Origin of the sequence: Xanthomonas sp. 3075 (assembly GCF_014197275.1) — a bacterium.
Taxonomy (GTDB): Bacteria; Pseudomonadota; Gammaproteobacteria; order Xanthomonadales; family Xanthomonadaceae; genus Xanthomonas; species Xanthomonas campestris_B.
Map to the genome: position 1 here is coordinate 1 of NZ_JACIFI010000006.1, position 22,825 is coordinate 22,825.

The following is a 22,825-nucleotide window of genomic DNA, read 5'->3' on the forward strand; positions in this document are numbered from 1 at the left end:
ACCGGCATCAGGAACGGACGATCGACGTCGCGGGTCGGCTCCGGGATGAAGGTGTCGAGCGCCTCGACCAGCTTCAGGATCGCCGGCACGCCGATGTCGCTCTGATCGCCATCCAGCGCCAGACGGGCCGAACCATGGATGATCGGGGTGTCATCGCCCGGGAAGTCGTACTTGCTCAGCAGCTCGCGCACTTCCATTTCGACCAGCTCGAGCAGCTCGGCGTCGTCGACCATGTCAGCCTTGTTCAGGAACACCACGATATGCGGCACGCCGACCTGGCGCGACAGCAGGATGTGCTCGCGGGTCTGCGGCATCGGGCCGTCAGCGGCCGAACACACCAGGATCGCGCCGTCCATCTGCGCTGCACCGGTGATCATGTTCTTGACGTAGTCGGCGTGGCCGGGGCAATCGACGTGCGCGTAGTGACGGTTCTCGGATTCGTATTCGACGTGTGCGGTCGAGATCGTGATGCCGCGCGCCTTCTCTTCCGGCGCCGCGTCGATCGCGTCGTACGCCTTGAACTCGCCACCGAAACGCTCTGCACCGATCTTGGTCAGCGCGGCGGTCAACGTGGTCTTGCCATGGTCAACGTGACCAATGGTGCCGACGTTCACGTGCGGCTTCTTGCGCTCAAATTTAGCTTTTGCCATGGGTGCGAGTCTCGGTAATCGTTTGGAGTTGAAGACGATTGAGTAGTGGTGCTCACGAAAGGAATCGAACCTTCGACCTCCTCCTTACCAAGGAGGTGCTCTACCGACTGAGCTACGTGAGCGAGTTTTGTATTATGCCATGCATTTGCGTTCAATGGAGCGGGAGACGGGAATCGAACCCGCACCATCAGCTTGGAAGGCTGAGGTTCTACCGTTGAACTACTCCCGCGCCGGGAACTGCATGTCACAACATGAAACTGGTGGAGGGAGGTGGATTCGAACCACCGAAGGCGTAAGCCAGCAGATTTACAGTCTGCCCCCGTTGGCCGCTTGGGTATCCCTCCAGCTTTTACGACCGGACCGATGCGCAATGAAGCATTTCGGTTCGGGGTGAAGCAGCCCGTTATTTTGTTGTGGGATGCACCCAGTGTCAACAAAAATTTTGAGCCCGTCGTCGCAACTGAATACGCGCGGGCATCGAGGCCGCGCGCAGCCGATCAGACGTTGAAACGGAAGTGCAGCACGTCACCTTCCTGGACCCGGTATTCCTTACCTTCCAGACGCAGACGCCCCGCGTCGCGCGCGCCCGCTTCGCCGCGGTACTTGATGAAGTCGTCGAAACCGATCGTCTCGGCACGGATGAAGCCTTTTTCGAAATCGGTATGAATCACCGCCGCAGCCTGCGGCGCGGTCGAGCCGGCCTTGACCGTCCACGCACGCACTTCCTTGACGCCTGCAGTGAAGTAGGTCTGCAGGCCGAGCAAGGTATAGGCGGCACGAATGACGCGATTCAAACCCGGCTCGTTCAGACCCAGGTCGGCCAGGAAAGTATCGCGATCGGCGTCGTCGAGCTGAGACAGCTCTTCTTCGATCGCCGCCGAGACCGGCACCACTTCCGCGCCTTCGGCAGCAGCATGTGCGCGCACCGCATCCAGATGCGGATTGTTGTCGAAGCCGTCCTCGAGCACGTTGGCGATGTACATCACCGGCTTGAGCGTCAACAGGAACAGATCGCGCACCAGCGCCTTTTCATCGTCGTCCAGGCCGGCTGCACGCCCTGCCTTGCCGTCGGCCAGCGCGGCCTGCAGTTTGGCCAGCACCGGCTTGCGCGCCGCGGCCTCCTTGTCGCCGCCCTTGGCGCTGCGTTCGGCACGGTTGAGCGCCTTTTCCACGCTATCCAGATCGGCCAGCGCCAATTCGGTATCGATGGTTTCGATATCGGCGATCGGGTCGATCTTGTTGTTCACATGGATGATGTCGTCGTTTTCGAAGCAGCGCACCACGTGGGTGATCGCATCGACTTCGCGGATATGCGCCAGGAACTTGTTGCCCAGGCCTTCGCCGCTCGCCGCACCGGCGACCAGGCCGGCGATATCGACGAACTCGACCGCGGTCGGAATCAGCTTCTGCGGCTTGACGATCTCGGCCAGCTGATTGAGACGCGGATCCGGCACCGGCACGATGCCGACATTCGGCTCGATCGTGCAGAACGGGAAATTGGCCGCAGCGATGCCGGCCTTGGTCAGCGCATTGAACAGGGTCGACTTGCCGACGTTGGGCAGGCCGACGATGCCGCATTTGATACCCATGGGTCACATCCGGGATTTGGGATTCGGGATTGGAGATTCGCAAGGCCGCACGGCTGCAAATCCCCAATCCCCAATCACGCATCTCTGCTCGTGTGCAGCCGCTTCATCGCCTCGTTGAAATTACCTTGCATCGCCAGTGGCAGCACGTCGATGGCGGCATCTACCGCGGCACCGATCGCCGCATCGTCGTCGCGCCCTGCCCGTCCCAACACCCATGGCACCACGCGATCCTTGTGGCCAGGATGACCGATACCCACGCGCAGGCGATGAAATTTACCGTGTCCGAGCAGGCGGATGGTGTCGCGCAGGCCGTTCTGGCCGCCGTGGCCGCCATCGAACTTGAGCCGTGCGGTGCCAGGCGCCAGGTCCAGCTCGTCGTGCGCAACCAGCAGCTGTTCCGGCTCGATCTTCCAGAACCGCAACGCGGCGGTGATCGATTTGCCACTGAGATTCATAAAGGTGGCCGGCTTGAGCAGCCAGACCGTTTGCCCTGCGATATCGACCCTGGCGGTCTCGCCGAACAATTTACTCTCCAGCGCCCAGCGGGCGCCGCACCGTTCGACGAGGGTATCGACGAAACGAAACCCGGCGTTGTGCCGGGTTTGCGCGTGTTCCGGACCGGGATTGCCCAGTCCAACAATCAGGCGAAGTGCAGACATGCCGGTCACCGCAGCCAGTCCCTCGCGCAGGGCGAGGGATCGGCCAACGGATTACTTGGTCTCGGTGCCTTCGCTGCCTTCTTCATCGGCAGCGTCTTCTTCTTCGACACGCACGTGCTTGGCAGCAACCACCGCCACGTCGTGTTCCTTGCCCAGCTTCAGTTCCGGAATTTCCACACCGGCCGGCAGCTTGATTTCGGACAGATGGACCACGTTGCCCACTTCCAGCGCACCGAGGTCGACTTCGATGAACTCCGGCAGATCCTTCGGCAGGCAGACCACCTGAACTTCGTTGAGTTCATGGGTGACGACCACGTCGCTGGACTTACCGGCCGGCGAGGTTGCCTCGTTGATGAAATGCAGCGGAACCGCAGCACTGAGCTTCTCGTTGGCGCTGACGCGCTGGAAGTCGATGTGCATGATCAGCTGCTTGAACGGATGGCGCTGCATGTCACGCAGCAGCACCTGCTGCACGTCGCCATTGAGGTTCAGGTCGAGGATCGACGAGTAGAACCACTCGTTCTGCTGGGCGAGCCAGATCTGCTCGTGGTTGAGCTGGATACTGACCGGCTCGAGTTCGCCACCGTAAACGATGGCCGGAATGACGCCAGCGTGACGTAGGCGGCGGCTCGCACCCTTCCCCTCGTTCGCGCGGCGCTCGACCTTGATTTCATGTGTCTTTGCCATTGAATTTCACTACCTGGTTTGGAATATCGCCTCGCGGCGATGAAGCGTCTCACCCGCGACCAGGCGAGACGGATTGCAGCACCCGGACATCCGGGCACCGAATGCGGAATCAGTCGACGTAAAGCGAACTCACCGACTCGCCGAAGGCGATACGGCGAATGGTCTCGGCCAGCAATTCGGCCACGCTCAGCTGACGAATCTTGGCGCAGGTGCGCGCGGCTTCGTTCAACGGAATCGTGTCGGTGACCACCAGCTCGTCGAGCTGCGAATTGTTGATGTTGTCCACCGCCGGGCCGGACAGCACCGGGTGAGTGATGTAGGCCACGACCTTGAGCGCACCGCGCTGCTTCAGCGCTGCTGCGGCGGCGCACAAGGTGCCGGCGGTATCGACCAGGTCGTCGACCAGCACGCAGGTCTTGCCCTGTACGTCGCCGATGATGTTCATCACCGTGGCGACGTTGGCGCGCGGACGGCGCTTGTCGATGATGGCCAGATCCGCGTCGTCCAGACGCTTGGCGACGGCGCGCGCGCGCACCACACCGCCCACGTCCGGCGAGACCACGATCAGATTGTCGGTGCCGTAGGCGCGCCAGATGTCGGCCAGCAACAGCGGCGAGGCATAGACGTTATCGACCGGCACATCGAAAAAGCCCTGAATCTGATCGGCATGCAGATCGACCGTGAGCACGCGGTCGGCCTCCATCGCACAGATCATCTTGGCAGCGACCTTGGCGGTGATCGGCACGCGCGAGGAACGCATGCGGCGGTCCTGGCGCGAATAGCCGAAGTACGGGATCACCGCGGTGACGGAGGCGGCACTGGCGCGCTTGAGCGCGTCGATCAGCACCAGCAGCTCCATCAGGTTTTCCGCGCTCGGCGCGCAGGTCGGCTGGATCACGAACACTTCCTGCCGGCGCACGCTTTCTTCGATCTCGACCTGCACTTCGCCATCGGAGAAGCGCGTGACCAGGGCCTTGCCCATCCGGACGCCGAGCTCCTTGCAGATACTCAGGGCAAGCGGTTTGTTGGCATTGCCGGAGAACACCAGCAGATTACGTTGGTCTTGCATGAGATCTCTCGGCGGCGGCAAAGCGCGTGGGGGCGATGGTAGAGCAGGAAAGCCGACCTAATGCCGGGCTTTTCTTTGAATCCCCGCACATGGATGTACGGGCTTTTGCAGAGGGATCTGCATCAAAAACTGGCAGGGGCGGTAGGATTCGAACCTACGAATGCCAGGATCAAAACCTGGTGCCTTGGGCCTCTTGGCGACGCCCCTGCATCAAACCTGTCGTGCGTCCAGTGCGTCGAGCAATGGCGAGTGCGCTGCACCCTCCACCACCCACGCCCGCAGGTTATCCGGCAACTGCGCCATGGCCTGCTCTGCAGCAGCGCGCGTGGCGAATTGGACGAAACACCCACTTCCCGACCCGGTCAAACGCGGTACACCGACCCTGGAAAGCGCCTGGAACACCGCTTCGACGGCGGGCTCACGGCGTCTCAGGACCGGCTCGAACGCATTGTCGAGCAGAGAACCGGAAGCGAAGTCCGCTATTTTCACGGGCGCAGCATCCCGCGTCAATTCCTGTGATCGAAATAAGGCCGGCGTGGGCACGTGAACGCCCGGATCGACCAGCACATAGGCCGCGTCGGGCAGGGTCAACGGGGTCAATTGTTCGCCGATGCCCTCGGCCCAGGCGTTACGGCCGCGCACGAACACCGGCACGTCGGCGCCCAGCTGCAGACCCAGCCCGGCCAGCGCATCGACCGGCAAACCCAAGCCCCACAAGGCATTGAGCGCAACCAGGACGGTGGCCGCGTCCGACGATCCGCCACCGAAGCCGCCACCGGCAGGGATGCGCTTCTCCACGCGGATGTCGGCGCCAGCCCGAGTGCCGGCGCTGGCTTGCAACAGGCGCGCGGCGCGGATCACCAGATCGTCGTCCTCGGCGACGCCGGGCAAACTGTCGCCGATGCGCCGGATCTCGCCGTCACTGCGCAGACGAAGATGAATGGTGTCGCCCCAGTCCAGCAGCCGGAACACGGTCTGCAGCAGGTGGTAGCCGTCGGCGCGACGCCCGACGATCTGCAAAAACAGATTGAGCTTGGCCGGCGCAGGCCACGCCGACCAGCCCAGCTCCCACCCCGGCATCAGGGCGAGACCGTCCATTGGTCGACCAGCAGGCGCACCTTGGCGTCGCCGTTGCGGGCTTCGATGCGCTGCGGCAGCTCGGGCTGGGCATCGCTGGCTGGCGACCAGGCGAGAAAGTCGATGGTCCAGCCGTCTTGCTGCACGGTGCGCGGGCGACCTGCCGCATCCAGATCCACGCGCTCGGCGCCCGCGCCGGCGATCCGCAGCGCACGCACCCAGTCGGGCATCTGGTTGACCGGGATGGTCCAGCCGGTGGCGTCCCGCAGCACCTGTTCGGCATCGGGGCCACTGCGCGGGCCGCCCTCCAATCCTTCCAGCCGACCGGCGCCCGTGGTGGTGTCGCCGGTGAGCACCCAGCTTTGCCGGGTCACCGGCGCACTGAGTTGCACGTGGTAGCGCGGGCCATCCTGCTGCCAGTCGATGCGGCCGCTGCCACCGTTGCGGTCCTTGCTGATCGCCACCCGGCCCTGGAACGACCAGTTCGGATGCGCCTGCAGCCAGGCCTGGCGTGCGACTTCGGCGCGGCGCGCAGCATCGGACACCTGATCGACCACTGCCGCACCATCGCCCTGCCCGCGCGGCACGCTGACGCAACCGGACAGCCCGGCGAGCACCAGCCCGCTCAGGGCCAGTGTTCGGATCACGCTGCTCATAGGCCGAACTTTTCCACCGCGCGTTGCAGCGCGCGGTTGTCGGGGTCGATCCGGCGCGCTTCGTCGAAATAACGCCGCGCCTCGTCCTGCTTGCCGCTGACCCAGAGCACCTCGCCCACGTGTGCGGCGATTTCCGGGTCCTTGACCAGGGCCCAGGCGCGACGCAACTGCACCAGCGCTTCCTTGGTACGGCCCATGCGATACAGCACCCAGCCATAGCTGTCGACGATGGCCGGATTGTCCGGGTCGGCGGTGCGGGCGCGATCGATCAGCGCCAGCGCCTCCTTGAAGCGGGTGGTGCGGTCGGCCAGGGTGTAGCCCAGCGCGTTGAGTGCGGCGACATTTTCCGGTTCGGCAACCAGGATCTTGCGCAGGTCGGCCTCGGCACGCGGCACATCGTCGCGTCGCTCCCAGGCCAGACCGCGGGCGTACAGCAACGCACCGTCGTCCGGATAGGCAGCCAGGCCGCGCTCGAAGGCATCGAGTTCGCCTGCAGCATCGTCGGCGCGCTGGTGCAGCTCGGCTTCGAGTACGTAGGCATCACGACGGGCGTCGTCGTCGGCAGTGGCATCGCCCTGCAATGCGCGGGCTTCGGCAAGCGCCTCGGGCTTGCGGCCAAGTTCGTATAGCGCGCTGGCGGCGCGCAGGCGCGCTTCGCTCAGCTGCGGGCCACCCGGCACGCCGCGATACCACTCCACCGCCTCGTCGTAGCGCTTGAGGAACTCGGCGATCTTGCCGAGCAACAGCCGGCGATCCGGGTCGGGCTTGGCGGCATTGCGCTTGAGCTCGCCGTACAGCGCGACCAGCGCGGTGTTGTCCTTCTGCTTGGCCAGCATGGAGGCGCGCAGCCCGTAGGTCTGGGTGTCCTGCGGCCCGGTCGCCAGCACCCGTGCGGCCGCTTCGGTCTGGCCCATCGCGTCGTAGGCGAACGCCAGCGCGCCGCGCAACTCGGAATCCTTGACCGCCTGCGGCTCGATGTTCTTCAGCAGCGCCAGCGCCTCGTCGTTCTTGCCTTCCTGCTGCAGCTGGGTGGCGTGCAACAAGGCCACGCGCGGTTCTTCCGGGAAACGGCGCACCACTTCATCGACAATGCGCTTGGCCAGCGCCGGACGTTCCATCCGCAGCGCGAGCCGGCCGAACTCTTGCCAGGCTTCGATCTGGTTGGGGATCGCGCCGGCCTTGACCAGGTCTTCGAGCACGTCGGCCGAGGCTTCCGGCTCACGCCCCCCGTTGGCCAGGGCGATCAGGGCGAAGCGCCAACCGCGCGGGTCCGATTCCTTGAGCAGGCCAAGCAGATCGCGGCGCGCGGTCCGCAGATCGCTGCGGCGCAAGGCCAGCGAAGCCTCGGTGCTGCGCATCGCCATCGACGACGGCGCGCGCGCGCGCCATAACGCCAGCGCTTCGACCGCACGCGCATCGTCGTTGGCCAGCATGGCGATGCGGGCGGCGCGCTCGGCCAGCCCGGCGTCGCCGGCTTCGGCCTTGGCGGCGTCCAGATAGGCGCGGGCGGCATCGTCCAACTGCCCGGCCTGCAAGGCGAATTCACCGGCGAGCACCGGCTCCAGCGAGGTAGTGCCGGCGCTGCTGGGCGGCGGCGCGGGCGGTGCTTTCTTGGGTGCTGCAGTGGCACTGGCGGAGACTGCTGCCAGCAAAAGAACACTCAGGATGCGAATCGGTACAGGCATCGGGGGCAACCGGGCCGTAAAATGGGGCCCTGAATGGCCGCCAGCTTATCGCAAGCAACTGAACAATGACGTTGTGGGTGCTCGGACTGAATCACCAGACCGCACCTGTGGACCTGCGCGAACGCGCGGCGTTCGCAGGTGAGGCGTTACCGCGCGCGCTCGAATCGTTACGTGCATTGCCGCAGGTGCGCGAGGCCGCGTTGCTGTCCACCTGCAATCGCACCGAGCTGTATGCGATGACCGACGACCCGCACAGCCTGGTGACCTGGCTCGATACCCATGCCCCCGGCTTGAGCGGTTATCTGTACCAGCATCAGGAAGCCGAGGCCGTGCGTCACCTGTTCCGCGTCGCCACCGGGCTGGATTCGATGGTGCTGGGCGAGCCGCAGATCCTGGGCCAGGTGAAGGACGCCTGGGCGGTGGCTCGCGCGCATGGCGCCCTGGGCAGCGGGCTGGACCGCTTGTTTCAGCAGACCTTCTCGGTGGCCAAGCGCGCACGGACCGACACCCGCGTAGGCGCCAACCCGGTATCGGTGGCCTCCACCGCAGTGCGCCTTGCACAGGAATCCTTCGCCCGGCTCAACGAATCCACGGTGCTGCTGATCGGTGCGGGCGAGACCATCGAACTGGCCGCCAAGCATTTGAGCGAGGGCCGCGTGCGCCGCTTGCTGATCGCCAATCGCACGCTTGCGCACGCGCAGACGCTGGCCAGCCAGCACGGCGGTTATGCATTGCCGTTGACTGATCTGGACCGCCATCTCGCCGAGGCCGACGTGGTCTTCTCGGCCACCGCCGCGCGCGAGCCGGTGCTGACACGGCTGCAGGTGGAACAGGCGTTGCGCGCGCGCAAGCGCAAGCCGATGTTGTTGTTCGACCTCGCGGTGCCGCGCGATATCGAGGCATCGGTGGCCGAACTGCGCGATGCCTACCTGTACACGGTGGACGACCTGGAACGCGCGGTCGAAGACAATCGCCGCAGCCGCCGCGAAGCCGCCGACCAGGCCGAAGCCATCATCGACCTACAGGTGGCGCGCTATGTCGAGACCTCGCAAGCCAACGCGCGCCAGGCACCGCTGAAGCGATTGCGCGCCTTCGGCGACAGCACCCGCGACGAACTGTTGGCCAAGGCGCGCCAGCAATTGCACAACGGCAAGCCGGCCGACGAAGTGCTGGAGCAATTGGCGCACGCGTTGACCAACAGGTTGCTGCATCCGCCGACCGCCGCCTTGCGCGATGCGGCGCTCAACAACGACCTGGAACTGACCAGCGCGGCCGAGCGGCTGTTTCCGGAAAAACCTGGCTACCACCATCCCCCTGTCACTACCCCGATCGTGAGGACCGATGACGCCGACCCTGCGCCGTAAGCTCGAAGCGCTGGCCGAGCGCCGCGAAGAACTGCAGCACCTGCTCTCCGACCCCGACGTGGTCAACAACAACGACAAGTTCCGCACGCTGTCGCGCGAACTGTCGCAGCTGGAGCCGGTGGCCGTGGCCCTGGAAGACGAAGCGCGCGCCAAAGCCGACCTGAGCGCGGCCGAAGCGATGCGCAACGATCCGGAAATGCGCGAACTGGCCGAAGAGGAGATCGCCGCCGCACAGGCGCGCCTGCAAGAACTGGACGCCCAGCTGGCGTTGCTGCTGGTGCCGCGCGACCCGCGCGATGACGGCAACCTGTTCCTGGAAGTGCGCGCCGGCACCGGCGGCGACGAAGCGGCGATCTTTGCCGGCGACCTGTTCCGCATGTATGCCCGCTATGCCGAGCGTCAGGGCTGGAAAGTCGAAATCGAATCCGACAGCCCCGGCGAGCACGGCGGCTACAAGGAAGTGGTGGCCCGGGTGGTCGGACGCGGCGCGTATTCGCGGTTGAAGTTCGAATCCGGTACCCACCGTGTGCAGCGCGTGCCTGCGACAGAGTCGCAGGGCCGCATCCACACCTCGGCGGCCACGGTGGCGATCATCCCCGAAGCCGACGATGTGGAAGAGATCGTCATCAATCCGGCCGACCTGAAAGTGGATACGTTCCGCTCCTCCGGTGCCGGCGGCCAGCACGTCAACAAGACCGAGTCGGCGATCCGTATCACCCATCTGCCCAGCGGGGTGGTGGTGGAATGCCAGACCGAGCGCAGCCAGCACGCCAATCGCGACAAGGCGATGAAGCGGCTGAAGGCGCAATTGGTGGAAGCCGAACGCAGCAAGGCGGCCGCCGCCGAAGCGCAGACGCGCAAGTTGCAGGTCGGCAGCGGCGACCGTAGTCAGCGCATCCGCACCTACAGCTTCCCGCAGGGCCGCATCACCGACCACCGTGTCGAAGGCCTCACGCTGTACGACCTGCCCAACATCATCGAGGGCGATCTGGATGCACTGATCGCACGCCTGCTGCACGAGCATCAAGCCGACGAACTGGCACGATTGAGCGATAGTCCTTGAATGCGCAGGTACCACGCGAGTTGCTGCAGCTGCGCGAGGCGGTGCAACGCCAGCCCGGCGATTTTATCGCCTGGCTGATGCTGGCAGATGCCGAACTCGGCATGGGCGCCATCGCTGCCGGCGAGGCGGCAGTGCAACGCGCACTGCTGCTGCATCCGGGTCATCCGGAAGCGGTGGCGCGACTTGGCCGGGTGCGCTGGTCGCAGCAGCGGCATGCCGACGCGGCGACCTTGTTGCAACAGGCATCGGACCAGGTGCCGCGGCATCCGGGCATTGCGTTGTGGCTTGGGCATGCATTGGAAGATGCAGGCCAGGCCGAAGCTGCGGCAGCTGCCTACGCGCGCGCGCATCAGTTGCTGCCCGACGAGCCGTACATCACCGCGCAATTGCTCAACTGGCGCCGCCGTCTGTGCGATTGGCGTGCGCTGGATGCACTCGCTGCGCAGGTACGCACCGCGGTGGCGCAGGGCGCAGCTGCAGTGGAACCGTTCGCCTTCCTGAGCGAGGATGCCAGCGCTGCCGAACAGCTGGCGTGTGCACGGACGCGCGCGCAGGCGATCGCTTCGGTGTTGCGCCCCCTGCCGCCGACTGCCGTGCGCGGCCAGGGTGCGTTGCGGGTGGGCTTGGTCTCCAATGGATTTGGCGCGCACCCCACCGGTTTGCTGACGGTGGCGCTATGCGAGGCACTGCAGCGGCGGCAACCGGACTTGCAGCTGCACCTGTTCGCCACCAGCCATGACGACCGCAGCGAGATTCGCGCACGCCTGGCGCACGCCACCACGCTGCACGATGTCACCGCGCTCGGGCACCTGGCCACCGCGCATCACATCCGCGACCAAGGCATCGACCTGTTGTTCGATCTGCGCGGCTGGGGCGGCGGCGGACGACCGGAGGTCTTTGCATTACGGCCGGCGCCGGTGCAGATCAACTGGCTGGCGTATCCGGGCACGTCGGGCGCGCCGTGGATGGACTATGTGCTGGGCGATGCGTTTGCGCTGCCGCCGTCACTGGAGCCGTTCTATAGCGAGCGGGTGTTGCGCTTGAACCGTGCGTTTCAGCCGTCGGATACCTCACGCGTGGTCGCCGAACCGCCGTCGCGGGCGCAATGCGGCTTGCCCGAGCATGGCGTGGTGCTGTGCTGCTTCAACAATAGCTACAAGCTCAATCCACGCAGCATGGCGCGCATGCTGGCGGTGCTGCGCGCGGTGCCGGACAGCGTGCTGTGGCTGTTGTCCGGGCCGGGCGAGGCCGACGCGCGCCTGCGTGCGGTGGCCCAGGCGCAAGGCGTGGAGGCGCAGCGCCTGGTCTTCATGCCGAAGCTGCCGCACGCGCAGTATCTGGCGCGCTACCGGCATGCCGACCTGTTCCTGGATACGCATCCATACAACGCGCACACCACGGCATCGGATGCGTTATGGGCCGGTTGCCCGGTGCTGACGACGCCCGGCGAGACATTTGCCGCGCGCGTGGCCGGCAGCTTGAATCATCACCTGGGGCTGGATGAAATGAATGTAGCCGATGACGCTGCGTTTGTAGCCAAGGCGGTGGCACTGGCGACCGACCCGGCAACCCTGATCGCTTTGCACGCGCGGGTGGCCGCGTGCCGGCGGGATTCGGGGCTATTTGATATGGATGGATTTGCAGACGGGTTTGCGCAGTTACTACAGACACTGGCGCGGCGACATGGTTGATTTAGGTCGTCAGCGCTGGCTCTCCACTTAATGGTGGCGCGCAGAACAACTGCGCAGACGTCAGGCAGCGCTGACGCTGCTAGGAATCGGCACATCCCCCCTCCTACACTGCGGTTCTGAGCGCGCGCCGTCCGCCCCCACCTGATGACCGCTCAACACGCTCTTTAGCCACTCTAAAGCGAGGAAGTATGAAATCAGACGATCGATTGCGCCTGGACAGAGCGTTCGTGCTGGACAAGGACACCTTCTGCGTCGTGTTCAGCGGCAAGGATTATGAAGATATGCGTTCCCATATCCTCACCTATGAGCGACGGTTGGAGCAGCCATGGACCCGCTCGGATGTACCGTGCAAGATCGACGGACTGACCGGCAGAATGGGGGAAGACGGCAGACCCATCATCCACGCCTTGAGCGATGAAGGCGATCTCTACACGCTACAGATGGGAACCGCGCCCACCCATCAAAAGATCGAAGGAGCAGGCGTCTACTCCGATGACGCAACCGATCTTGGATATGTCAATTCGATTGCCCAGGTGGGTAGCGCCTTGTTCGTTACAGGCTACCACTCGCAGCTATATCGACTGACCGAGACGAGCGTCGACTGGTTTCACAAGGACAGGCTCCCGAAGACTCCGGCGAGCTACGATTCCCTGATCTTCGGCGATCTGAGTGCAACGTCCGAAACCGACATTTACATGAGTGTCATCTACTCTCCAACAAGCACAAACAGAGCTCTGACAGAAGAGGAAGAGGACCTGATGAGGGAACTTTTCCAGCAAGGTCGCAACGACGAGGCAATCGCGATCCGCGAAGCATCACAAGGCCCGTCGCGCGTCTACGAAGGCCGTCTGTATCATTGGAACGGCAACGCGTGGCGCATCGTGGCAACACCTCGCTCGGGGAAATATTATCCCGAGCCAGCAACGCTGTCGGATATCTTCATTGAAACCAAGGACAAGGTCTGGGCCGTTGGCGACAACGGGGTGATCCTGATCGGCAATGCAGACGATGGCTTTCACGATGTATCGTTCAAAGACAACCGCGATGGCTTGAGATCGATAACAAAATTCAAGGACAGAATGGTCATCGCATCGGATTACGCGCTGCACTGGTTCGATGGGCACATGCTTTCGTCACTCGCCCCTGCTCTTGACCCGACGATCAACGAAGGCATCCCCAACCCTGTGAAAGTACAGGCGGTTGACGACATCCTGTTCTATTTCGATTCAAAGCACGGCATTCAAACATTTGATGGCAGCACGTGGACCGCGATTGACATCCCGGCTGAGCTACTGGAACAGGACGTTGACGGGTTCGAAGATCGATAGCGCGCGATATCTTCCTCGCGGAAAAACGAAATGACGCGCGTCGATGCCGCACCTGTCGGCTAGCGGGTCATGGCAGCGGCATAGCGCGGCAACAGCGGGGCCGGGGATCGACGCAGAGCAGCACCCGGATGTGTCGCGCCGGCGTCGACCAGATCGGATGCCTGACCGCGCCGACGAGTCGATCTGCGGCCACGCTTGGCACCACCGAAGCCAGCAACTGACCGGCGGCGCCTGGATACACCCTCACCGCAATCCTTCTGCTGTGAGTGCAAGGGTTTTATCGGCTTCGGGCGCACTGTCCGTTGCCACTGCCCATGCCCGCCAAACGCTCTACCTCAGCGGACCATGTGCGGCTTCACACCGTGGCGCTGTACCGGAGCGTCCGGGCTCGCTAGGCTGCGCGCATGCCTTCCCATCTCGACTTCATTCCCTTGCGTCTGTGCGTGCTGACGGTCTCCGACAGCCGCACCCTGGCCGATGACCGCTCCGGCGATTATCTGGTCGCTGCCCTCACCCACGACGGCCATGTGCTGCACGAACGTGCGCTGTGTCCGGACGATCGCTACCGCATGCGGGCGATCGTCTCCGGCTGGATCGCCGATGCGCAGGTCGATGGCATCCTGATCACCGGCGGCACCGGCTTCACCGGGCGTGACAGTACCCCGGAAGCGATCACGCCGCTGCTGGACAAGACCATGCCCGGGTTCGGCGAGTTGTTCCGTGCGATCAGTGTGGAAGAAATCGGCACCTCGTCGCTGCAATCGCGCGCGTTCGCTGGGCTGGCCAATCACAGTTTCGTGTTCTGCCTGCCCGGCTCCACCTCGGCCTGCCGCACGGCCTGGGAAAAGATCGTGCGTGCGCAACTGGATGCACGTACCAAACCCTGCAATCTGGCGACACTGCGTCCACGCCTGGGCGAATAGCCTGCGCGCTCCACCGCTGTCGGAACGCGCATGTCGCACATGAAACGCAAGGCGTACAAGACGTTGCTGGCACCGCTGCAACTGGAACTGGTGAACATGGCGCGCTGGTTGCGTCACACCAATCAACGCGCATTGGTGCTGGTGGAAGGCCGCGACACTGCCGGCAAGGGCGGTGTCATCCAGGCCATCGCCAGCCATCTCAACCCGCGCCAGTGCCGGGTGGTGGCGCTGCCAACGCCCAATGACCGGGAAAGCACGCAGTGGTATTTTCAGCGCTACGCGGCGCATCTGCCTGCGGCCGGCGAGTTGGTGCTGATGGATCGCAGCTGGTACAACCGCGCCGGCGTGGAACGGGTGATGGGCTATTGCACCGATGCGCAGTACAACGCGTTTCTTGAGCAGGCACCGCGCTTCGAACAGCTGCTGGTGGACGATGGCATCTTGCTGTTCAAGTATTGGCTGTGCGTGGATCAGGCCAAACAGGAAGAGCGCTTTGCCGAACGCCACCACGACCCACTCAAGGGCTGGAAGCTGTCGCCGGTGGACCTGCAGTCACGCAGCAAGTATGACGACTACACCGCTGCGCGCGAGCGCATGCTTGAGGTGACGCATACGCCGGACGCGCCATGGACGCTGGTGGACTTCAACGACCAGAAACTGGGCCGATTGAGCCTGATCCGCAATTTGCTGGACCGGCTCCCGGACACGACGGTGCCTGAAGAAAAAGTGCAGCTGCCGCCGTTGGACGGCAAGCCACACAAGGAACGTTACGGGGTGCTGGAGCCGATCGACGATTACGCAGGCCAGTCCTGAGAAATCTCGTCGCTGGCGGCGGTGGTACGCGGCAACGGATACAGCCCGGCCTGACGTTCGGCCTGTTCGGCCTGCAACACCAGCTGGCTCAGGCGCTGACTGAACAACTGCATGAAGCCACGGTGCAGCGGACGCATCGCTTCGATGTAATCCACGTCGTCGGCCTGCGCGTCGAGCGGGCTGCACGAGGACAGCAACACTTCGTCCAGACGTAGCGCGCTGTCGGGCAAACGCACCAATGCGGCGCGGCGCAACCAATCGCGCATGCCCTGGCGGTACTCGGCGGCCAGGATGTAGGCCACTTCGACCTGCTCCAGGTCCACATCCGGGTTCCAGGCCAACACCTGGATGACCTGCGAACGCTCGTCCAGCACGCGACTTTCTGCGACCAGTGCATGCAGTTGCTGCAGCAAACGCCATTGCACGCCGGCCGCCTCGCGTTGCTGGCTCGGCATCGTCTCGATGGCAAGCGCCAGGCGGCGCGCGAACAGCCCCGGTACATCGGTCAGCACGATCGGGCCGGCGTCGGCACCGAGCAGAAAGCGCTCGGTGCGCAGTGCGGCGGTGTCGGGCAGATAGCCGTCCTGCAGCGGGCGTATCACCCCGTGGTCGAGCAGGGACAGCACCACGTCCAGCCAGTAGCGACGCTCCTGATGCAGGGTGCGATTGGCGGCAGCGTTCTGCCATACAGGGCGCAGCTCGTCCAGGCGGGCGATGCAGGTCTGGGCATCGAGCCCATCCCACGGTGCGCGCGTGGCGTCATTGGGGTCGAAGGTTTCCACGCTGAGCATGCCGGCGCCGAAGCGGTGCCAGGCCGCGCCACGCTGGGAACCGGACGGATCGAGCCTGGACGCTGCAACCGGCGCAGTGGTGGTCGGGCGCAACAGCGCGGCGTAGGCGTCGGTCCAGGAATCCGGCAGGCGTGCCGATGGGGGATAGCTGGCCGTGGGCTGGCCCAGGCCGTGACGTGCAAGCTGCAGGCTCCACAACACCGCACCGATCACGATGCCGCCGAAGATCCAGGCCAGCAGCCAGCTGGTGGCCGCCTGATCTGGCTGCAACAGGCGGGTTTGCGGCTGCAGAAACAACAACCAGCCACTGCCCGCCAGGACGCCCAGATACAGCCAAGGCGCGAGCTCGGTCAGTTGCCGATTGCGACGGTGCACAAGCAGTTCGTGTCCGTCATGGTGATCTTGAGATGGAGCGGCCATACATTCCCCCTGCACGCCTGATCGCGTTGAGAAGGTTATCGGCGATGCATCGCAAGTCTGTTGGCCCGCTCCGGTGGCGGTTACTCAGCCAGTTACAAATTCTTCAGTCGGCGCAATCGTGCAGGGCGTGCGTGTCACCGCCGCGACCTTTGCCGCCGGCGGGCCTTGCCACAACCAGGTTTCCAGTGCGCCCAGGGCGGCATCGCTACCGGCAGCGACGACTTCCACGCTGCCGTCGACCAGATTGCGGGCGTGTCCACGCAAGCCCAATGCAACGGCGCGCTCGCGGGTGGAGGCGCGATACCACACGCCCTGCACCACCCCGGTAATGACGAAGCGCGCCGCCTGCATCAGCCGGCCTTGCCGGTGATGCCGACCACCGTTTCGATGTCGTGTGCGGTGACCGGGCCGAGAAATTGCTTGGCCACCTTGCCGTCCGGTCCGATCAGATAGGTCATCGGCAGACCGCGTGGCGTGGCGAAGTCCTGCGGCGGCTGGTACGGGTCGAGGATGGCCACCGGATATGACACCGGATGGTCCTTCAGGAAAGCCTGCATGTCGGCGGTGGTGATGTCCTCGTAGGCCAGGCCCACCACTTCGATGGTGTCGCGCATGGTGTGCAGCGCCGACAGCTCGGGCATTTCCTTCAGGCACGGCGCGCACCAGGTGGCCCAGAAATTGACCACCACCCACTTGCCACGGTGCGCGGCCAGGTCATAGGTCTGCCCGGTCACGGTCGGTAGCGAGAGCTTGGGCATGTCGGCGGTCTGCTGCACCACCGAGGTGTTGGCCGCGCTGGCGGGGTCGGCGGCAGCGGCCGGCTTGCCCGGTTCCTGGGTGGTCGTTGCCGGCGCGGCGCCCGTGCCGGCGGGAGAGGCGCTCTCGCTGGCGGGCTTGCAGGCGGTCAGCAACAGCAGCGGCAACAGCAGCGCACAGGCGCCGCGCACAAGGCGCACGGTCATGGAGGATCTCCGGGGAGGTGGGTGTAAAGGTCGCCGACCGGTCGCGACAGCACGCTGCGCAAGGGTTGACGCAGTTGTTCCAGCGCTGCCGCTGCAACCTGGCCATAGGCATCGTCGCGACACGGCAACGGGCGGTCTTCGATCGGCACGCGCAGCTGGCAGTTGTCGTAGAGCTCGGCCAGCGGCACCACGTCCAGATCGCGCGCCAGCAGCCATTGGCCGCGCTCGTCGCGGCGCAGCAGGCGGATGCGCTTGAGCTCGCATAGCAGCTCCTGCATCAGCGTGTCGGTGAGCATGGGTTCCAGCGCCAGGATGCGGTCTTCGTCGAGCCCGTTGCCGTGGAGCCGCGCCTGCCGGAAACGACCGAGCAACCGCAACAGCCCATAGATTTCAAAGCCCGGCGGCAGCCGCATCGCTTCGGGCTGATAGCGGAATGCCGCCATCGACGACGCCAGCGAGGCGCCCAGCAATACCGATACCCAGCTCAGATAGATCCACAGCAGCAGGATCGGCAATGCCGACAGTGCGCCATAAATACGTTGATAGGTCTGGAAATTGCCGAGATAGAAGCCGAAGCCCCATTTGACGATCTCCATCAGGATCACCGCCAGCAGCGCGCCCGGCAGTGCATGCCGCAACCGCACCACATGCTGCGGCACCACGCGGTAGATCAGCACGATGCACACGAACTCGACCGCCATCGGCGCCAGCCGCCAGGCGAATTCGGCCAGCCACTGGCCTTCGGTGGTGCGGAACAGCGGCAACGCGAACACGTAGGCGGCCATCGCCATCGAGGCAGCGGCCAACATCGTGCCCAGGGTCAGCACGGTCCAATAGATCAGAAAGCGCGTCACCTTGGGCCGTGCAGCGGCCACGCGCCAGATGCTGTTGAAGGTCTGCTCGATGCTGTGCAGGGTGATCAGCAACGAGGCCACCAGCGCCACCATACCGGCCACGGTGAACTTGCCCAGGTCTTCCAGCGAACGGTTGAGGTAGTTCTGCACCGAACGTGCCGCGCCTGGCACGAAGTTATTGAAGATGAAGTCGGTCAGCGCGTCCTTCCATTCGTTGAAGGCCGGGAACGCCGACAACACGCCGAACACCACGATCGCCAGCGGGACCAGCGCGAACACCGTGGTGTAGGCGAGCGAAGCCGCCGCCTGGAACAGGCGGTCATCGAGAAAGCGGCGCCACAGGAAGCGCCCGAAGCTCACCGTCCGCGCGCGGTCGCGCAGGCGCTCTTTCCATTGATCGAGTTTGTTCACACGCAACATCGCGCAAGGGTACCCGATGCGCCGTCGTCGCGGCCGCAGCGCGTGTCATGTCCGCCGAAGTGAGTGCGAAGTAGCCCGGGGCGCGGCGCTATCGCGTTGCGCGCCGTATCCAGACGGCCGCGAGCCTGGGCTGCAGCGCAAGCCTTGTTTCGGCGCGCCACAGGCTCGGTTGGGTCGACCGTCAGCGGCGGCGCGGTGCCGGACTGGCCTGCCTTGCCTACAAGCCAACCCGGCACGGGGCGCCGACGAGCAGCGCTTCTCATCTCGCAGTGCCTAACCCCCGCTCACGCAGGTGCGGCGTGCAGCAACATGCTGGCTTGGCCGATACTGCGGCAACTCACACAGGCGGTAGATGCGCGATGGCGGAGATTCTGGTGCTGTATTACAGCCGTGGCGGTTCGGTAGCGCGGCTGGCGCGGCAGATCGCGCGCGGTATCGGCGAAGTGCCGGGCATGAGCGCGCGCCTGCGCACGGTGCCGCCGGTGGCGGCCGTGACCCAGACCAGCGCCCCGCCGGTGCCGGACGAGGGCGCGCCCTATGTGGACAAGGCCGATCTGGCCGACTGCAGCGGTCTGCTGCTGGGCAGCCCGACCCGCTTCGGCAACATGGCCGCGCCGATGAAGCATTTTCTCGACAGCCTGGGCGCCGAGTGGGCCAGCGGCACCCTGGCCGGCAAACCCGCAGGCGTATTCACCTCTACCGCCTCGATGCACGGCGGCCAGGAATCCACCCTGCTGTCGATGCACCTGCCGCTACTGCATCACGGCTGCCTGATCGTCGGCATTCCTTTCACCGAGGCCGCGTTGAGCCACACCACCAGCGGCGGCACGCCGTATGGCGCCAGCCACGTCTCCGGCGCCGGCGGCGACCCGCAGCCCAGCGACGACGAAGCCCTGCTGGCACGTGCGCTGGGCCGCCGGGTTGCCGATATCGCGCGGCGGCTGGCCAACCCATGAGCCTGCGCGCCGTCCATTGGTTGCTGACCGCCGCGCTGGTCGCGCTGACGCTGCTGTTCGTGATCTGGTTTCGCGACGACCGCCATCAACTAGCGGCGTTGCTGGTGTTCGCACTGCCGCCCGCGCTGATGGCTGCGCTGGCCTTGCGCAGCGCGCGCGCGCGATTCTGGGCCGGCGTGTTTGCGCTGGGCTGGTTCAGTCATGGCGTGATGGCAGCCTGGAGCCAGCCCGGGGTACGCGGGCTGGCCTGGCTCGAACTGCTGCTGGCCCTGCTGGTGGTGGCGCTGGTCGGCGGCCCCGGCATGGCGGCGCGCTTCGGCAAGAAGCGCCAGCCACGATGAGGCATGTCCAGTTGCGCGACGCAGGCTGTGCCAACGCGTCCGGTTGCAGCTCTCAGGCCACTGCCACTCATTGACCGACCAGTGTGGTCACGCTCTGCGGATCGAGATACAGCGAGGTCTTGCCGCCGACCACCGCATACGTGCCGCCGGGGCCGACATTGAGTGTGCTCGAGGTGCTGTATTTGGCGAACTGCGCGGCAGCGCCGGCCGGTAGCACCAGATCCAGTCGCTGATGGTTGCTGCCGGTATTGACCGCCACCAGCACCAACGTGTTGTCCGGCCGGCGGTACGCGGTGACGGAGACATCCGCATACGGGTGTTCGGTGGCGCCGATGCGCACCGAGCCGGGTCGCACGAAGCGTGCAAATTGCGACATGACGTAGCCGCGCTTGCTCACTGCGCCGTTTTCGCCGATCAGCCCGTAGCTGCGCCGGATGTACCACCAGACATACGCATTGAAATTAGCCGCCATGCTGGCGTGCAGCTCGCTGGCCACACCCAGCGCCGACGGCCAGGCGTTGGCATCGGTGTTGTCGGTGTAATGTTCGGTCATCCACACCTGTTTGCCCTTGCTGCGCGCCAACGCGTAGTCGCGCGGCGTCGCGCCGTACAGATGGCCGGCCACGATGTCGGTGGCCTGATTCGCAGTGGCGTTGTTGAGAACGGGGTCGGTGATGGAGAAAGTGAAGCCCACCGACTCGCCGACGATGACCTTGAGGTCGCCGAACTTGCTGCCTTCGCTGCCGAGATAGTTGACGAAGTCGCTACCGCTCCAGTCAGCCGACTCGTATGCCGGATGCCAATCGGGCTCGTTTTGCAGGGAAATGGCATACAACGGCACCCCCTTGCCAGCCATGTAGTTGGCGAAATCGAGTAGGTGCGTGGTGTAGGCGGCGTAATAGCGGGGCAGCAATTTGCCGCCGTTGATCAGGCTGTTGTTGGACTTCATGTAAGCCGGTGGCGACCACGGGCTTGCGAATACCAGCCCACCCAGCGCACGCACGCGGGTCGCCGTGGGCACCTGGGCCGCCCAGCCGGCGCTGGACGGGTCGATGCGCATGCGCAGGATCGACAGCCCGATCTGCCCACTACCGCTGCCATACGCCAGATCCACCTGCGCGGGTGTCAGGTCATCGATCCAGCCGGCACCATTCATGCCGCCGAAGCCGCGCACTGTCTGGTAGGTCTGACCTGGCGTGATCGTCACCGTCTGCGCAGCTGCCTGACTCGCCAGCAGAACGCCCATCGCGCACGTCAGCGCGCGCAGCATCGACAAGACTTTTTTCATACGTTTCTCCGGGAACGGGACGATGGCGGCACCGCAGTGCTCAAGGCACGCCCACTATTGACCGACAAGATGAAAAATCAATGTCTGCCGCCGCTTATTCTCGCGTCCGTGACGCAGGACACGCACATGGCGTGCTGGAGCATTGCGTGGATCACGCGGTGTTTTGCACTGCCGCATGTAGCAGCCATGCACACGCGAGTTGGAACATCCACACGGTGCCGATGCCGGTAGCGGTGAATGCTGCGTGCTCGATGCCAGGATCATGTGCAACGATCGCTGCGGATTGAACGTACCCCCCGCTCATCTTCTGCCTGCAGCACGCTTGCGCCGGCTCCCCCAAGCGCATGTACCGTTGTTGCATATTTCGCCACTGCACGCACGCATGTTTTGACCAGCCCGGCCGGCCGCGGTAGCGGACGTACAGCCGGCCTCTTGGCCGGGCTGTATCATGGCGACCCTTGCGCGGCCTGCACCGCGCCCGCTTGAAGGACTCGCAGCAATGGAAGACCTCCTGATCGTCACTACCGGTGGCACGATCGACAAGATCTACTTCGACGACAAATCGGACTACCAGATCGGCGACCCGCAGATCGGCCAGATCCTCAAGGAACTGGGCGTGACCTTCCGGTTCTCGGTGATTCCGATCATCCGCAAGGACTCGCTGCACATCACCGATGCCGACCGCGAACTGGTGCGCGCCACCATCGCCGCCCAGCCGACGCGCCACGTGCTGATCACCCACGGCACCGACTCGATGGTGGACACCGGCAAGGTACTGCAGTCGATTACCGACAAGACCATCGTGATGACCGGCGCCCTGAATCCGGCCCGCTTCCGCGGCTCGGATGCCGAGTTCAACATCGGCTGCGCGGTCGGTGCGGTGCAGTCGTTGCCGGCCGGCGTCTACATCGCCATGAACGGGCGCATCTGGAACCCGGAAAAGGTCCGCAAGAACGTCGCCGCCAACCGCTTCGAGTCGCTCTGACGCCATGAGCAAGGCCACCCGCGCGACCAAGGCATTGGACGCGGCCGGCGTGGCGTATGTGCTGCACCCCTACCCATACCAGGCCGATGCCGACGCCAAGGGCTTGCAGGCCGCGCACGCGCTGGGACTGGCGCCGCACACGGTGCTGAAAACCTTGATGGCCTGGGTCGATGACCAGGCCATCTGCGTGGTGATCCCGTGCGACCGCCGGGTGTCGCTGAAGAAACTGGCCAGCGCCTGCAGCGGCAAATCGGCGCGCATGATGGAGGTGACCGATGCGGAACGTCGCACCGGCTACAAGGTCGGCGGCATCAGTCCGGTCGGTCAACAACGCCAGGCGCCGGTGCTGATCGAAGCCAGTGCACTGGATGCCCCGTCGCTGTGGATCAACGCCGGGCAACGCGGGTTGCTGCTGGAATTGCCAGGCGATGGCATCGCCGCCGCATTGCAGGCGCGGCTGGGCAACCTTTGCGATTAGCGGGTGTCAACGCCCCAACGATCGTTCCCAAGGCGTGCGTGGCGCAGCCGAAGTCGCACGATGCCGACGCATGCTG

At 64.9% G+C, this 22,825-nt stretch carries 23 protein-coding genes and 4 tRNA genes; 10 read left to right on the forward strand and 17 right to left on the reverse strand.

All coding sequences use genetic code 11. From position 1 onward, the window contains the following. The 12 genes from GGR62_RS07125 to GGR62_RS07180 all read right to left on the reverse strand — a co-directional run. Positions 1-650: GTP-binding protein (locus GGR62_RS07125; protein WP_184407227.1), on the reverse strand; the 650-nt coding region annotated here is incomplete at its 3' end. A gap of 46 nt (positions 651-696) precedes the next feature. Further along, positions 697-772: transfer RNA gene (locus tag GGR62_RS07130), tRNA-Thr, on the reverse strand. A 33-nt stretch (positions 773-805) separates the two neighbouring features. After that, positions 806-879: transfer RNA gene (locus GGR62_RS07135), tRNA-Gly, on the reverse strand. A gap of 29 nt (positions 880-908) precedes the next feature. Further along, a tRNA-Tyr gene (locus GGR62_RS07140) sits at positions 909-994 on the reverse strand. A gap of 153 nt (positions 995-1,147) precedes the next feature. Continuing rightward, entirely contained in the window at positions 1,148-2,239 is a 1,092-nt protein-coding gene (gene ychF / locus GGR62_RS07145; RefSeq protein WP_184407228.1) for a redox-regulated ATPase YchF, read from the reverse strand. A gap of 74 nt (positions 2,240-2,313) precedes the next feature. Continuing rightward, positions 2,314-2,898 carry an aminoacyl-tRNA hydrolase gene (pth, locus tag GGR62_RS07150; RefSeq protein ID WP_184407229.1) on the reverse strand — a complete coding sequence of 195 codons (585 nt, stop codon included), beginning with the start codon at positions 2,896-2,898 and terminating at the stop codon, positions 2,314-2,316. Positions 2,899-2,949: 51 nt separating this feature from the next. Then, entirely contained in the window at positions 2,950-3,585 is a 636-nt protein-coding gene (locus tag GGR62_RS07155) for a 50S ribosomal protein L25/general stress protein Ctc (protein WP_184407230.1), read from the reverse strand. A 109-nt stretch (positions 3,586-3,694) separates the two neighbouring features. Beyond that, positions 3,695-4,654, reverse strand: a complete 960-nt coding sequence (locus tag GGR62_RS07160; protein ID WP_002811729.1) for a ribose-phosphate diphosphokinase — start codon at positions 4,652-4,654, stop codon at positions 3,695-3,697. Positions 4,655-4,784: 130 nt separating this feature from the next. Then, positions 4,785-4,861 (reverse strand) — tRNA-Gln (locus tag GGR62_RS07165). 3 nt (positions 4,862-4,864) lie between these two features. Then, entirely contained in the window at positions 4,865-5,752 is an 888-nt protein-coding gene (gene ispE / locus GGR62_RS07170; RefSeq protein ID WP_184407231.1) for a 4-(cytidine 5'-diphospho)-2-C-methyl-D-erythritol kinase, read from the reverse strand. Continuing rightward, positions 5,734-6,387, reverse strand: a complete 654-nt coding sequence (gene lolB, locus GGR62_RS07175) for a lipoprotein insertase outer membrane protein LolB (protein WP_184407232.1) — start codon at positions 6,385-6,387, stop codon at positions 5,734-5,736. The genes ispE and lolB overlap by 19 nt, the downstream gene beginning before the upstream one ends. Further along, the gene (locus GGR62_RS07180; RefSeq protein WP_184407233.1) at positions 6,384-8,072 is read right to left on the reverse strand and encodes a tetratricopeptide repeat protein; all 1,689 of its coding nucleotides are present in this window, start codon (positions 8,070-8,072) and stop codon (positions 6,384-6,386) included. Before GGR62_RS07180 ends, lolB begins: the two co-directional genes overlap by 4 nt. 65 nt (positions 8,073-8,137) lie before the next feature. Between GGR62_RS07180 and hemA the strand changes: the two genes are divergently transcribed. The 6 genes from hemA to ppk2 all read left to right on the forward strand — a co-directional run bounded on the left by hemA (position 8,138) and on the right by ppk2 (position 15,254). Then, the gene (hemA, locus tag GGR62_RS07185; RefSeq protein ID WP_184407234.1) at positions 8,138-9,436 is read left to right on the forward strand and encodes a glutamyl-tRNA reductase; all 1,299 of its coding nucleotides are present in this window, start codon (positions 8,138-8,140) and stop codon (positions 9,434-9,436) included. Next, a complete protein-coding gene (prfA, locus tag GGR62_RS07190) occupies positions 9,414-10,499 on the forward strand; it encodes a peptide chain release factor 1 (protein ID WP_184407235.1) in 1,086 nt (361 codons plus the stop codon). The genes hemA and prfA overlap by 23 nt, the downstream gene beginning before the upstream one ends. Further along, complete coding sequence (locus tag GGR62_RS07195; protein WP_184407236.1) at positions 10,496-12,190, forward strand: tetratricopeptide repeat protein; 1,695 nt, start codon at positions 10,496-10,498, stop codon at positions 12,188-12,190. The genes prfA and GGR62_RS07195 overlap by 4 nt, the downstream gene beginning before the upstream one ends. A gap of 188 nt (positions 12,191-12,378) precedes the next feature. Beyond that, on the forward strand, positions 12,379-13,518 hold the full coding sequence (locus tag GGR62_RS07200; protein WP_184407237.1) for a hypothetical protein: 1,140 nt from the start codon (positions 12,379-12,381) through the stop codon (positions 13,516-13,518). A gap of 404 nt (positions 13,519-13,922) precedes the next feature. Next, the gene (gene moaB / locus GGR62_RS07205) at positions 13,923-14,441 is read left to right on the forward strand and encodes a molybdenum cofactor biosynthesis protein B (RefSeq protein ID WP_184407238.1); all 519 of its coding nucleotides are present in this window, start codon (positions 13,923-13,925) and stop codon (positions 14,439-14,441) included. A gap of 30 nt (positions 14,442-14,471) precedes the next feature. Further along, complete coding sequence (gene ppk2, locus GGR62_RS07210; protein ID WP_184407239.1) at positions 14,472-15,254, forward strand: polyphosphate kinase 2; 783 nt, start codon at positions 14,472-14,474, stop codon at positions 15,252-15,254. On the opposite strand, the gene GGR62_RS07215 is transcribed toward ppk2, so the two are convergent. The 4 genes from GGR62_RS07215 to GGR62_RS07230 form a co-directional block, all read right to left on the reverse strand. Then, entirely contained in the window at positions 15,236-16,465 is a 1,230-nt protein-coding gene (locus GGR62_RS07215) for a hypothetical protein (protein ID WP_184407240.1), read from the reverse strand. The two genes, ppk2 and GGR62_RS07215, sit on opposite strands and share 19 nt — an antisense overlap. Before the next feature lie 84 nt (positions 16,466-16,549). Continuing rightward, positions 16,550-16,816 carry an acylphosphatase gene (locus tag GGR62_RS07220; protein ID WP_184407241.1) on the reverse strand — a complete coding sequence of 89 codons (267 nt, stop codon included), beginning with the start codon at positions 16,814-16,816 and terminating at the stop codon, positions 16,550-16,552. After that, on the reverse strand, positions 16,816-17,427 hold the full coding sequence (locus GGR62_RS07225) for a TlpA disulfide reductase family protein (protein WP_184407242.1): 612 nt from the start codon (positions 17,425-17,427) through the stop codon (positions 16,816-16,818). Before GGR62_RS07225 ends, GGR62_RS07220 begins: the two co-directional genes overlap by 1 nt. Beyond that, positions 17,424-18,701 carry a YihY family inner membrane protein gene (locus tag GGR62_RS07230; RefSeq protein WP_184407243.1) on the reverse strand — a complete coding sequence of 426 codons (1,278 nt, stop codon included), beginning with the start codon at positions 18,699-18,701 and terminating at the stop codon, positions 17,424-17,426. The genes GGR62_RS07225 and GGR62_RS07230 overlap by 4 nt, the downstream gene beginning before the upstream one ends. 359 nt (positions 18,702-19,060) lie before the next feature. On the opposite strand from GGR62_RS07230, the gene wrbA reads away from it, so the two are divergent. Together wrbA and GGR62_RS07240 are read left to right on the forward strand one after the other, a co-directional pair. Next, positions 19,061-19,657, forward strand: a complete 597-nt coding sequence (gene wrbA, locus GGR62_RS07235; protein WP_184407244.1) for an NAD(P)H:quinone oxidoreductase — start codon at positions 19,061-19,063, stop codon at positions 19,655-19,657. Then, on the forward strand, positions 19,654-19,998 hold the full coding sequence (locus tag GGR62_RS07240) for a DUF2069 domain-containing protein (RefSeq protein WP_184407245.1): 345 nt from the start codon (positions 19,654-19,656) through the stop codon (positions 19,996-19,998). The genes wrbA and GGR62_RS07240 overlap by 4 nt, the downstream gene beginning before the upstream one ends. Before the next feature lie 67 nt (positions 19,999-20,065). Here GGR62_RS07240 and GGR62_RS07245 read toward each other — a convergent pair whose 3' ends face one another. Next, positions 20,066-21,286, reverse strand: coding sequence for a glycoside hydrolase family 30 beta sandwich domain-containing protein (locus GGR62_RS07245; RefSeq protein WP_184407246.1), 1,221 nt, complete (start codon positions 21,284-21,286; stop codon positions 20,066-20,068). 499 nt (positions 21,287-21,785) lie between these two features. On the opposite strand from GGR62_RS07245, the gene GGR62_RS07250 reads away from it, so the two are divergent. Both GGR62_RS07250 and ybaK read left to right on the forward strand, forming a co-directional pair. Continuing rightward, a complete protein-coding gene (locus tag GGR62_RS07250; protein ID WP_184407247.1) occupies positions 21,786-22,271 on the forward strand; it encodes an asparaginase domain-containing protein in 486 nt (161 codons plus the stop codon). Between the two features lie 4 nt (positions 22,272-22,275). Continuing rightward, positions 22,276-22,749 (forward strand): Cys-tRNA(Pro) deacylase, encoded by a 474-nt coding sequence (gene ybaK, locus GGR62_RS07255; RefSeq protein WP_184407248.1) that lies wholly within the window; start codon positions 22,276-22,278, stop codon positions 22,747-22,749. Positions 22,750-22,825: the final 76 nt, after the last annotated feature.